A 12,486-nucleotide genomic window follows, 5' to 3' on the forward strand; every position below is an offset into this window, starting at 1 on the left:
AACCCGCGACCTCTGCCGTGACAGGGCAGCGTTCTAACCAACTGAACTACCGCTCCAGGTAGTAATAAAAAGCAATCCCAATCCTATCATGGGACAAATAATCAGTCAATAATTAATCTGATTCTTTTACCTTTTTTGTTTTCTCATCCTGAAAGACTGCGTATGAGTAGGCCAAAGGTACAATAACAAGCAAAGCAATAGGAATAATTATAAACCCAATTCTAAGTGAATCTGACACTGGTAAAGCAGCTGCCGCAATAATAAGGCCACAAACTATCATCATCTTGGCCATCAACCGATTAGTTTTATCCCAGACCTTTACACTCTCTAAAGTCCAAGGAGTTCGAGCGCCAATCGTCCAGTTTTGTTTAATATCTTTACTATAATAACCGATACCTATCAACAAAATACCCAACATAACTGGTATAATTACATTAAAAGTTAACACATAACCAAGCCCGGCCAAACCAAGAAAAAATATAAAGGATAAAAATAAAACTTATTATTATATTCTTAATTGCATGGTAGGCATCTCTAAATTCATGATACCGACTATTTTTTGGGTCAATTTGTGGTAAAAGTAACAAAATTCCATACAAAACTGCCATTAAAATTGGTGGAAACCAGGCTCCAAAGATCCGACTACTATACCCATCAATATTCCCACTCAAATTCCAGTGCACTGGAACATGGCTTGGAAAATTCATAAAAAAATAAACCGCCAATATCATAGAAATAATAAGTAATGATATTGGAAGCAACTCAGTTTTAAGATTTGGCCTCAGTGGATTCATATATATACAAGTATAGCATTATTTGATAGGCTAGAGCCATCAGATTCTTGCTCATATCCTCTAAACAGTCTTACTATTAAAATACCACACAATCTATGCCTTTATCAATCGGAATTGTTGGATTACCGAATGTTGGTAAATCAACACTATTCACCGCCCTCACAAAAAAACAAGCTGAAGCAGCTAATTATCCTTTTTGTACCATTGAACCAAATGTTGGTTTAGTAAAAGTTCCCGATGAACGACTTAATCAATTAGCCGCAGTTTCCAAGCCAGAAAAAATAATACCAACAGTCATTGAATTTGTTGATATTGCTGGCTTGGTTAAAGGTGCCTCAACCGGTGAAGGTTTGGGTAATCAATTTTTGTCACATATTCGTGAGTGTGATGCGATTTGTGAAGTTGTGAGACAGTTTGAAGATAATAATATTATTCATGTTAATAACAAGATCGATCCAGATGGCGACCGAGAAACAATTAATCTTGAATTAGTATTAGCTGATTTGTCTACGGTTGCAAAACGCTTAGATAAAGTTTCACGTGAAGCCAGAACTGGTAATAAGGAATCTATTTTTGCTAAAGATATACTTGAAAAATTACTTAAACAACTTGAAGCTGGTAAAGCAGCTCGTGAATTAATATTTACTGATGAGGAAAAGATTGTTGTTCAACAATTAAGCTTGATTACAATTAAACCTCTTCTCTATGTATTAAATGCTAAAGACAGCGATGCAAATATTTCTCATAATTGGCAAGATGGAAGTGTAATCTCTATTGATGCAAAACTAGAAGCAGAAATTGCCAGCCTCCCTGAAGAAGAGCAGGAAGTCTATATCAAAGAATTAGGATTAAAAGAAAGCGGACTTGATCGATTAATTAAAGCTGGCTATGAACTACTTGGATTGATTACTTTTTTCACTACTGGGAAAGATGAAACACGTGCTTGGACAGTGCGTAATGGTGCCAAAGCCCCAGAAGCTGCCGGAGTTATTCATACTGATTTTATAAAAGGCTTTATTAGAGCCGAAGTTATTAACTATCATGACTTTGTTCAAGCCGGTAGCGAGGTTGAAGCTAAAGCTAAAGGCTTAATGAGAACCGAAGGAAAAGAATACATAATTAAAGATGGGGATGTGTGTAACTTCTTGGTGAATACCTAAAAGCCTTATTTTATAGGGTAAATTAGATAAAAACCACAGGTATTGACAATAAGCATCGAAAGGAATAATATCTAAATCATATTCTTGTCTTTCTACCTGAGCTGAGGGACAAGGAATATACAAGAATCCCACAACGGTGGGACTAAGAAATTGGAGTTGGTTTCCCCAATACGATCTTTGGTCGTTAACCAATTCTAATTTCTGCACAACAACAAAAAAAGAGCCGTCCTCAAGAATATCCCCTACATTTAGAGGCAACATATTACTTGAGCCGGCTTAAACAATGAATGCTCTTAAAAAATATTTGGCTGTTATGGATCAGGCTTTGCTCCCTTTCGTTTATCCTGTGTTTTTCCATGACAGCCACCATTTTTCAGAATCCCTGTATATTGAAATTTTCAACCAAGATAGAACATTGTAGATTAATGAGAATTCTATTAAGGACTTGAATTTTTTAATAAAACTCTCTTCATGTAGATTCCATGTTGGGAGGAGCAGGGATTTTTTATTTTCCCAAAATAATAATTTCCCGCCAGACTTTTTGATCATCACGACCATAAACAAAACTATTTCGGGTGGTGATACCAAGATGAATATCAAGATTGTGAGGAACTATAGTTTCATTTTTAAATTTTCCAATATTTAATTCCAATAAGATCGGACGTCCATTACTCATAAAGGCTGGTAAGGCAATCACTGCTCTGCCGCCTTTTTTTAAAACTAAAAATATTTCTTTAAGAGCCTGATTATATAATTCACCAAGTTCACGAGAAACTTTTTGAATATCAATAGCTCCACGTTGCGGACCTAAATAAGTTTCTGTAATAATTGCACCAACTGAATCTAGTTTATAATATTTTGAAAGTTGACGAGCATCAACAATTTTTAATTCAGGATTTATTTGTCTTCTATATATATCTTTTACCCAGCGAATGTTTGTCCGTGTATCTTCAATTGCCTTAGCTGAAATATCACTGCCAATAATCGTATTAAATCCCATTAATATTGCTTCGGTAATGACTGTACCGGATCCACAAAATGGATCTAGAATGCTTTCATCCTTTTTTGCACCAGATATGTTTATCATAATCTGTGCTAATTTAGGTGGCAACATTCCCGAGCGATCATCTCGTGCTGGTCGACCATAGTCACGTTCTGATAATTTTTTAAATGGTTGAACAGCCAGAGTAACCCCACAAAGTATTTGGTTATTACTGCCAATATATACTAATTCTCGTCCAGTCCCAACTAATTTATTCTGTTCAACAACCACACTTGATAAAGTCTTTTCTTTGCTCACCACAAATCTACAACTTATATCCTCATTCTTTAAAGCTTGTTTTAATGCTAAACCAACTTTTTTTGTATCTATTCTCGGCTTTGCATAGCTAGAGAGCCCAAAATTAAACTTTCCTTGTTTTGGGGCTTCACGTAAAAAATCCAAACTTGTTGTAAAGATACTATGCGGTTTATTATCAATACTCGTAATGATTTTGCCCATTTTTATTGTGCCCCCAATGGTATCCAAAAACTCTTCACAGTTAATATCATCGGAAACCTCGGCAATAAAAATATCCGGTTTAATATAGTTACCAGAAATTATAGTCAATCGAGAATATAATTCAGCAATTGAGAGGGCGGGGTGATTGCCTAAAACAAAATAATATTTCATATCTGCACCTTATCATAGATTACCTAGAAATAACATATTTAAAGTATATTTACTATATCTGCCATAGTCTTGACAGAGCTAAAAAATAAGTATATAATCTTAAGACAATTTAAAACCTTTCCCATATTCAGCAATTTCAATTTCTGCTGGATACTATAGTCTCTGAGCTATAGTACAGGTATTCTTCACCCTCCAGGTGTCTTGCTCGGTTATGCCGACAAGCCGAATACCGGGAGGTTTTTTAATTAATAAACCCTCTGGTCAATCCAGATAATTAATACGTATGTCTAAAACGAAGTCATCTGATATTCCACATTATGAACTGTTGTGCTTGTTCTCAAACAAGTTTAGCGAAACAGAAGTTGAACCTATTCGCCAACGCATAGGAAAATTAATCACTGACAATGGTGGTCAAATTACCAGTGAAGAATACTGGGGAAAAAGAAAATTAGCCTATGATGTTGACGGTTTTCGTCATGGTTACTACCATTTAATTGAATTTAATATTGACGGACCAAAATTACAGGAAGTTACTAATCGTTTACGACTTTCCAGTGATATTCTTCGTCACCAGGTTATTAAAAAGAAACTAAAAACAGCCGCTGAATTAAAAGCTGAGGAAGAAATGGCCAAAAAAATTGCCGCTCATCGCAAAGCCAATGAAACAGTAGCAGAAAAAGAAGAAAAAGTAGATGATAAACGGACAGATTTAAAAGATCTAGATCAAGAATTTGATAAGATTATTGACGCCAGCAACCTACTATAGGTAAAAAGCTATAAAGTTATAATGTTATAAAGTAAATACAAATTCACTTTATGAACTTTATAACTTTAGGAACCTTATAACTATTTAAACCTTTTAACTATTTTTAACTATTAATTAACGTCACTTCCTTTCAGGTGGCAAAAAAATATGAATCTTAATAAAGCAATGATCATCGGTAACGTTACCCGAGATCCTGAAGTTCGTCAGACTGCTAATGGAGCAACAGTTACTTCATTTTCAGTGGCTACAAACTTCTTTTGGAATGACCCGTCTGGTCAACGCCAAGAACGTGTAGAATTTCATAATATTGTAGCTTGGAGAAAATTGGCAGAAATTTGTGGTCAATATCTACACAAAGGTTCAAAGGTATATATTGAAGGACGTTTGCAAACTCGCGACTGGGCTGATAAAACAACTGGCCAAAAACGCTATACAACCGAAATTGTCGCCGAAAATATGATTATGTTAGATAAGCTCCCAGCTAATGGAAGTCGTCAAAATAGTAGTCAACCATTTGGTGGCAATGGCCAAAATAATTACAGTCAACCTTCTGTTCCTTCAGAACCAATCATCAACTACGGAGAGGAAATAGCCCCAACTCAATTCAGTGATGCCGGTGGCTTTGCTCCATCAGATGATGAAATAAAAGTTGAAAATATTCCCTTCTAATATTACCTTTTAACTTTACAAACTTTATAACTAAATATATTCCCTCTATGTCAGAAGCATCTACTAAACAAAAGAAACAATGTTACTTTAAAAGTAACAATATAAAAGAAATTGATTATAAAGATGTTGAACTCTTAAAAAAGTTTATCAACTCATATGGTCAAATTCTACCAAGTCGTCGTACTGGTGTCTCAGCCAAGTATCAACGTAAGTTAGCTGAAGCTGTAAAACGGGCTCGTATCATGGCTCTTTTACATTTTCCAAATCAACGTCGCTAATTTTATATGTTAAGCTTAACCGAAATCAAAGTTGGTAGCCTAATTGTCCTAAATGGTGAACCATATATTGTCACCAAATCAGAACATCATAAAATGGGACGTGGTGGCGCTGTCTTAAAAACTAAATTAAAAAATTTAGTAACCGGAAATGTCGTTGAAAAAACCTGGCAAGGTAATGACCGAGCTGAAGAAGCTGATGTTGAAAAACGTAAAGCTAATTATTTGTATAAAGATGAAAGCTTTGCCTATTTTATGGACAATGAAAGTTATGAGCAATTTAACTTACCCCTTGATCAACTTGGCGGAAAAGAAAAGTTTATGAAAGATGGTATTGATGTCACGGTTATGCACTTTGACGGACAACCAATGTCAGTTGAGCTACCAATCAAAGTTGAACTAACTGTTGCCTCTGCCCCTCCCGGTGTTCGTGGTAATTCAGCCGGAAACGTTATGAAAACCGCTGAACTGGAAACCGGAGCCTTAATTAGCGTTCCAATGTTTGTAGAAACAGGAGATGTTATCAGAATAAATACTGAAAACGAACAGTACGTCGAAAGAGCTTAAATTATTAAATAGTAGAACAAAAAAGCTCCCAACTTGGGAGCTTTTTTTATTTCTTTACCCTATTCTAATTCTGTTGCTCTGAATCTTTGAGCTTTGCTTCAGCTAAAATCTTATTTCTAATTTCTTTCATTGTTTTTTTATCTGCCCGAAGCGTGGTCTTAGCATTTTCTCGGCCAACTCCTAGTTTCATTTCACCATATGAATATGAATTTCCTGATTTCGTAACAACTCCAAAAGCTACACCAGTATCTAGCAAATCTCCAGACAAAGAAATACCTTCATTATACATAATATCAAATTCACAAGTTTTAAACGGAGCAGCCACTTTATTCTTAACCACTTTACACTTTACCCGGTTACCAATAATTCTTTCACCCTGCTTAATCTGAGCACTACGACGAACTTCAAGGCGAACTGAGCAATAAAACTTCAAAGCTGTTCCACCAGTGGTTGTTTCTGGATTACCGAAGAACACTCCAATCTTCATACGAGTCTGGTTGATAAAAATAACGATGGTTTTTGTTTTAGAAACAATACCGGTTAACTTTCGCAATGCCTGACTCATCAAACGAGCTTGCAAACCCATGTGTGAATCACCCATATCACCTTCAATTTCTTTTTTCGGTACTAAGGCCGCCACAGAGTCAACAACAACCACATCAATCGCATTAGAACGAACCAGGGTTTCTAGAATTTCCAAGGCCTGTTCCCCGGTATCAGGTTGACTGATTAACATGTCTTTAATGTTCACACCAAGCTTAACCGCATAATCAGGATCAAGAGCATGTTCAGCATCAATAAACGCAGCAATGCCACCTTGACGTTGCACTTCTGCAATTACATGTTGAGCTAAGGTTGTTTTTCCTGAAGCCTCAGGACCAAAAATTTCAATAATACGTCCACGTGGCACGCCACCGACTCCTAAAGCCATATCAAGTGAAACACAACCAGTTGAGACAGCTTCAACTTCAGCATTTTTAACTTCACCAAATTTCATGATGGCACCATCGCCAAACATAGTTTTGATCTGATCCATAGCCGCGGCGGCTGCTTGTTGCTTATCGGTAGGGTTATTTTCGGCTTTGTCAGCCTTGGACTTTTTTTCTTCTGGCATATAAAAAGTTAAGGGAGAGATTAATAAATTATTTAACTAAAACTTGCTTGGTAACTGTAGCTGTGCGGCTATATTTCTTTTCAGACGTAACGATAATTACATTTATTCCTTGCTGTAAATATACCTCTCGATCAAAATTTCCTTGATTATCCGCTAACACATTTTGACCATTAATTTTGATGTCAGTCTCCGGTTCACTCTGACCCTGTATTACTAAATTAATATCTGAGGTAGTAAAATTATCCGGAGGGTAGCTAATAACCAGCATTGGAGGCTCAAAAATACGCTGAAGTAGAAAAACAAGATACACTAAACAAGCAGTAATTAAGAATCCAATTATAGCATTTCGTAAGAGCTGGGGCAAGACTATTAAACTGCTTCTAGAAACAATTTTTCTCTCAAAAAGATCTTTATCAGAACTTGGCTTATAATTTGTCTCACGCCCAAATTGAGCTAATAAACGACGACTATCAATGCCCAGAAATAAGGCATATTCTCTAACAAAATTTCGACCATATACACCTGTTGGTAAGGAATGATACTGAGCTTTTTCTAAAGCTTCTAAGTAATAGGCTCTAATTTTAAGTCGCTTAGCTGCTTCTGCCAAGGTAATGTTTTTGGCCTGACGCCCTCGTCGTAATTGCTCAGCCACCGTGGCTTCGTCAAGTAATATAGGATTGCGTTGAAAAAAAGACATAAGCCTATAGCCCGTTCAGAATTAAGAACCTATTCCACTCATAATATATTTACAACAATGTTTTACAAAACCTGTTCCTTGCGTACAGGTAGCTGCTTGACAAATATAACAACCAGAATCATTATTGCCATTACAAAGAGGCTGAGTACTCCCTGGATCTGAGCATATGAAAGGAAGCTCACATGATGTAGTTGTTGGCATGCAACATACTTGGCCAGTTGAACAATCGGTAGAATTAATAGTCGCGCCTGTACAACTTGCTACACACTCGCCTCCTTCTGCTTTGCATTTATCTCCTTTTGTTACTTGCGTTGTTACAGTCTCAGGGGGTGAGCTTCCATCAAATTTTTTGTTTGCATTTAAAACATCGTCAACTACAAATTTAATAATGGTAAAGCTACCAAAGACAATCAATAAACCAACAACAGAACCCAATATTATTTCTTTACCCTTAGATATTTTTTCGGCGCTACCACCAGAAATTAACAAAGTCACACCACCATAGATAAACATTGCCAAGGTTAAAGCTCCAACTAAACCAAGAATAATATTGCTTAGACTAACGCCCAAAGCAATAAAAGTATTTAAACTACAATTACCAGAACTACACTCAGCGTCTTCAATCAAACTATCACTTAATAAAGGCCCTTGTGCCGTAACAAACAGTGGTGACAAACTTAAGCCATAGATAGCTAGACTGAAAGCGAAAGCAATTATAATAAAATGTTTTTTCATAATATATTAACGCCCAATTGTTTGTTGGATACGACTAACAGCTAAATTAACTACTTTTTCTATTTCTTCACTATTAACAATAACCGCATCAATCATTTCATTAAGAGCGCCCTCAGCTGCAATAACATCTTTTCCACGATACCAATTTTTTGCAGTTAAGACTTGTGAAGCAAATACCTTTAATGTATCGTCAGCCAATTGTTCTTTTAAGAGAGTGCGCAGGGCTGCCGGTTTACGAACTCTTTCAAGATACATTTTAGCTTGCTCTGGTTTTGTTGTCATAAACTGCACAAAGTCCCAGGCTTCATTTGGATACTTTGTTTTTGCCGAAACTGTTTCCACCCAATAATTAGCTGTATTAGCTTCGGTTGGATTACCTTCAATTTGTGGGAACTTAGCAATGCCAAAATTTAACTTTGGTGCTTGAGATTGAATTATTGGCAAGTGATATGAATAACCAAAAAATATTGCTAGTTTGCCATTAATAAAATGTTGCAAAGAATTATCTAAACTACTATTCCAACTGTATACTTCTTTAGCTGGGTTAGCAAAATCACTATAAAAACGAATCGCATCAACTCCAGGGTTGTAGCCTTGTCGATCACGGAAAACACTTGGAATCCTATTGAAAGTAACAGTATTTCCTTCCATCATAACAGCACCATTTTGCATCATTAAGGCTGAAAGAATATCCGAAGATCGCTCAATATTTTTTGAACCTCCAAGAGCCACACCTGATTGAATCAACTCACCACGAACATCTTGCTTAGTTAATTTTTTTACTTGTTGTTGAAAATCTTGATTCCAATATGGTGATAATTCTGGAATACCAGCATTATTTAATAAATCTTTATTATAATACATGGCTAAGGTATCAATAAATAAAGGCAGGCCATAAACTTTCTCTTTTCCATCAGTTGAGATAATAACATCAGGAGCGACCGCATCAACAAAATTCTGCTTTACCTCACTTAACGAAATACTCTTTTTTGTTTGAACTTCACCAACCACTTCTTTTTTAAAAGTTCCCGTCACGACTGGACGTATCATTGTAATATTCTCAGGCATTGGCGCTATCTTGGTTTGGTATTTTCTAATCCAAGTGTTTTGAATAGAAAAAATATCTGGGCCACGGTCTTCTGCCCAGGCATCCAAGAGAGCTGCTTCATATTCATCATAACTGAGCTTACGATAATTAATCTTAATGTTTGGCTGAGATGTATTGTATGCATCAATAATCGGTTTAAGATCATCTTGACCATCCCAAACCCGCCAATAGTTTAAGGTAACTGAGTCCAAGGCCTTTTGAACTGGCTTTTTTGAAGAAGTACATCCAGCTCCGGCAGTTACAACAAAAACTAATAGTAAAAATACAATTGAAATTTTTTTACGCATAAAGACAAATATATGTATAGTATAGCAGATAGACCAAAAAGATAGAAACCCAAAGGTGTCAAATTATTTTCTTTCCTAACCCTGTCTATTATTTAATTTTATGTCATCCTCACGAATACTGGGATCTCGTCATTATATATTTCTTATATTTTTAGTCTATTGATTGCCGATACTGCAAAGCTTCAGCCACATGTTTTGCTTCAATCATTTGACTGCCTTCAAGATCAGCAATAGTGCGAGCAACTTTTAAGACGCGAAAATAGGCTCTAGCTGACAAATGAAGGCGACTTGAAGCTTCCCGTAATAATTGCCCTGAGCTAGTATCTAATACACAAAACTGCCTAACCAAGGCTGAGGACATATCTCGGTTGGTCAAAACTTCAAGATGATTTTTGAATCGTTGAATTTGATATTCACGAGCAGCTTGAACTCGTCTTTTAATTGTATCTGATGTTTCTACCTTTCTTTGATTGGTTAATTTTAAAAATGACACTCTGGGCACTGTAATATGTAAATCAATTCTATCCAAGATTGGTCCAGAAATTCTTTTTTTGTAATTAATAATTTGTTGCATAGAACAAGAGCATTTTTTTTCTAAGTCTCCAGAGTAACCACAAGGACAGGGATTCATAGCAGCCACTAACATAAATTTGGCTGGAAATAATAAATTGCCAGCAGCTCGACTAATCGTAATATATCCATCTTCCAATGGCTGACGTAAATGCTCCAAGACTGCTCTTGAAAACTCTCCAAACTCATCAAGAAATAATACTCCACGATGCGCCAAAGATATTTCCCCAGGTCGTGGCCAACTACCTCCTCCAACCAGAGCAGTGGCTGATGCACTATGATGAGGGGATCGGAAGGGTCTTTCTTGTATCAATGAGTGATGCGCGTTAAGACGTCCTGCGACGCTATAGATTTTAGTAATTTCTATAGCTTCTTCAAATTGAAGGGTTGGTAAAATTGATGACATTGTTCGAGCTAATAATGTTTTTCCAGATCCAGGCACACCCGACATAAGCATATTATGACCCCCGGCGGCTGCGATTTCCAAAGCTCTTTTAGCTTGCTCTTGACCAGAAATTTCTGACATATTCCACTGTGTTGGCTTTACTACTTCAATTTGTTGATGATGAACATACTCTGCAATCATTTTTATATTTCGTAAGTGATCAATGAGCTCTGCTAAATTTCTCACCGGTCTAATATCAATACCTTTAACTAACTTTGCTTCCGGTGCGTTTGTCAAAGGCACAAAAATTGTTGTATTACCTTGGCGCCGTGCTGCCAAGGTAATTGGCAAAATTCCCTGAACTGGTCTAACTTGTCCCGATAAGGCAAGTTCACCAATAAATAAGGAAGAGCTAAGGAGTTTTGTTTGAGGAATTTTTTTTGAAACTAGTAATATACTAACCGCGATTGGCAAATCATAATTTGGTCCTTGCTTTTTAAGATTAGCTGGGGCTAAGTTAACAGTTACTTTAATTCTTGGAAATTCTACATTAGAATTTCTAACCGCACTGCGAACCCTCTCTCTTGATTCAGAAACTGCCATATCTGGCAATCCAACAATGGCAAAAGAACCGAGTTCTCCGCCACCAATCTCAGCTTCAACTTCAATAATTTCAGCATTCAACCCGACAATAGCTGCGGAAAATATTTTTGATGACATAGAATATAGTTAAAAGTTATAAGGTTATAAGGTTCATAAAGTCTTTATGAACCCAGAGAGTAATTTTGATATCTGAATAGATAATAAATAGAGTAAATCAAACTGCTCTGTAGAAAAATATTTTAATTCTTTTCCTATATATAACATTGACCTAACTTCAGCCACCGAACCTTTAGCTATATATAAATAATTTTTTAATTCTTTATTACTTCTTCTCTCAAATCCTTCAGCAATATTATTACTTATTGATATAGAGGCTCTTTGTATTTGATCTTTATACCCATAGTCACGATTTAATTTTAAATTATGATAAATTAAAATTGTTAATTCTTGACCTTTTTGCCAAGCGATTATATTCTCAAATCTATTTATTTTCATAATTTCTTTAAAAACTTTATTACTTTTTTACTTTTTGAACACAAAAAACACGGGCTGACCCGTGTTCATGCCCCTCCTGAGTAAATTGTATTTTCACTATATCAACTCTTATATATTATTACAAACACTTTCTATTATTTTCTACTTCTCATTAATTATTTCGATATTTTCAAAATCCTTCTCGTGTAGGATATCATAGATACGCTGTATTATTTGATCTTTATTTCCTCCTAACTGTAGAATTTTCATAGTTCTCTCAAGATCATTAGGATTAACAGATTTAAGAACATTTTCAATCATAGTATTAAGCGCTTGCCCATCAATTCTCGCATGACTACCGAAAACCTTTTTTTCATCAAAAGAAACCATATTACTCGGCCATATATATTCACCACTCTCTCCACTTTCTTCGTCGAATTTATTATTAAATAACTCACCTAAAATTGGATCATTGTCTAATATATCATAAACCTTAAGTGCATCAATATCTGAGCCTCTTTCTTTACTATGATCGCCTGGTAATGAAAATATTTCAGCCATATAATAATTATTTAGATATTTCTATAGAATTAATTCACGCCGAGTTTAT

The 12,486-nt window shown here is 35.7% G+C and carries 15 protein-coding genes; 5 read left to right on the top strand and 10 right to left on the bottom strand.

Annotated elements, in window-relative coordinates; translation table 11 throughout:
• Nucleotides 1-112 precede the first annotated feature (112 nt).
• On the bottom strand, nt 113-448 hold the full coding sequence (locus IPN41_00005; protein ID QQS60362.1) for an SdpI family protein: 336 nt from the start codon (nt 446-448) through the stop codon (nt 113-115).
• Entirely contained in the window at nt 435-794 is a 360-nt protein-coding gene (locus IPN41_00010; GenBank protein ID QQS60363.1) for a DUF1648 domain-containing protein, read from the bottom strand. The genes IPN41_00005 and IPN41_00010 overlap by 14 nt, the downstream gene beginning before the upstream one ends.
• 95 nt (nt 795-889) lie before the next feature.
• Between IPN41_00010 and ychF the strand changes: the two genes are divergently transcribed.
• On the top strand, nt 890-1,954 hold the full coding sequence (ychF, locus tag IPN41_00015; GenBank protein QQS60364.1) for a redox-regulated ATPase YchF: 1,065 nt from the start codon (nt 890-892) through the stop codon (nt 1,952-1,954).
• A gap of 505 nt (nt 1,955-2,459) precedes the next feature.
• Here ychF and IPN41_00020 read toward each other — a convergent pair.
• Nucleotides 2,460-3,626 carry a methyltransferase domain-containing protein gene (locus IPN41_00020; GenBank protein ID QQS60365.1) on the bottom strand — a complete coding sequence of 389 codons (1,167 nt, stop codon included), beginning with the start codon at nt 3,624-3,626 and terminating at the stop codon, nt 2,460-2,462.
• 283 nt (nt 3,627-3,909) lie between these two features.
• Between IPN41_00020 and rpsF the strand changes: the two genes are divergently transcribed.
• The 4 genes from rpsF to efp all read left to right on the top strand — a co-directional run bounded on the left by rpsF (nt 3,910) and on the right by efp (nt 5,903).
• Nucleotides 3,910-4,392: a 30S ribosomal protein S6 gene (rpsF, locus tag IPN41_00025; GenBank protein ID QQS60366.1), complete on the top strand. Its 483-nt coding sequence runs from the start codon at nt 3,910-3,912 to the stop codon at nt 4,390-4,392.
• A gap of 147 nt (nt 4,393-4,539) precedes the next feature.
• Nucleotides 4,540-5,061: a single-stranded DNA-binding protein gene (locus tag IPN41_00030; protein ID QQS60367.1), complete on the top strand. Its 522-nt coding sequence runs from the start codon at nt 4,540-4,542 to the stop codon at nt 5,059-5,061.
• A 47-nt stretch (nt 5,062-5,108) separates the two neighbouring features.
• The gene (locus IPN41_00035) at nt 5,109-5,339 is read left to right on the top strand and encodes a 30S ribosomal protein S18 (GenBank protein QQS60368.1); all 231 of its coding nucleotides are present in this window, start codon (nt 5,109-5,111) and stop codon (nt 5,337-5,339) included.
• Between the two features lie 6 nt (nt 5,340-5,345).
• Nucleotides 5,346-5,903 carry an elongation factor P gene (gene efp, locus IPN41_00040; protein QQS60369.1) on the top strand — a complete coding sequence of 186 codons (558 nt, stop codon included), beginning with the start codon at nt 5,346-5,348 and terminating at the stop codon, nt 5,901-5,903.
• Between the two features lie 64 nt (nt 5,904-5,967).
• On the opposite strand, the gene recA is transcribed toward efp, so the two are convergent.
• The 7 genes from recA to IPN41_00075 form a co-directional block, all read right to left on the bottom strand.
• On the bottom strand, nt 5,968-7,017 hold the full coding sequence (gene recA / locus IPN41_00045) for a recombinase RecA (GenBank protein QQS60370.1): 1,050 nt from the start codon (nt 7,015-7,017) through the stop codon (nt 5,968-5,970).
• Between the two features lie 28 nt (nt 7,018-7,045).
• Nucleotides 7,046-7,714: a helix-turn-helix domain-containing protein gene (locus tag IPN41_00050; GenBank protein QQS60371.1), complete on the bottom strand. Its 669-nt coding sequence runs from the start codon at nt 7,712-7,714 to the stop codon at nt 7,046-7,048.
• A gap of 21 nt (nt 7,715-7,735) precedes the next feature.
• Nucleotides 7,736-8,449: a hypothetical protein gene (locus IPN41_00055; GenBank protein QQS60372.1), complete on the bottom strand. Its 714-nt coding sequence runs from the start codon at nt 8,447-8,449 to the stop codon at nt 7,736-7,738.
• A 6-nt stretch (nt 8,450-8,455) separates the two neighbouring features.
• Entirely contained in the window at nt 8,456-9,844 is a 1,389-nt protein-coding gene (locus tag IPN41_00060) for an extracellular solute-binding protein (protein ID QQS60373.1), read from the bottom strand.
• Between the two features lie 151 nt (nt 9,845-9,995).
• Nucleotides 9,996-11,519 (bottom strand): YifB family Mg chelatase-like AAA ATPase, encoded by a 1,524-nt coding sequence (locus tag IPN41_00065; GenBank protein QQS60374.1) that lies wholly within the window; start codon nt 11,517-11,519, stop codon nt 9,996-9,998.
• A gap of 33 nt (nt 11,520-11,552) precedes the next feature.
• Nucleotides 11,553-11,897: a four helix bundle protein gene (locus IPN41_00070; protein ID QQS60375.1), complete on the bottom strand. Its 345-nt coding sequence runs from the start codon at nt 11,895-11,897 to the stop codon at nt 11,553-11,555.
• A 141-nt stretch (nt 11,898-12,038) separates the two neighbouring features.
• Entirely contained in the window at nt 12,039-12,437 is a 399-nt protein-coding gene (locus IPN41_00075) for a hypothetical protein (GenBank protein ID QQS60376.1), read from the bottom strand.
• Nucleotides 12,438-12,486 lie beyond the last annotated feature (49 nt).

Source organism: Candidatus Falkowbacteria bacterium, assembly GCA_016699775.1.
Lineage (GTDB): Bacteria > Patescibacteriota > Patescibacteriia > Patescibacteriales > Patescibacteriaceae > Patescibacterium > Patescibacterium danicum.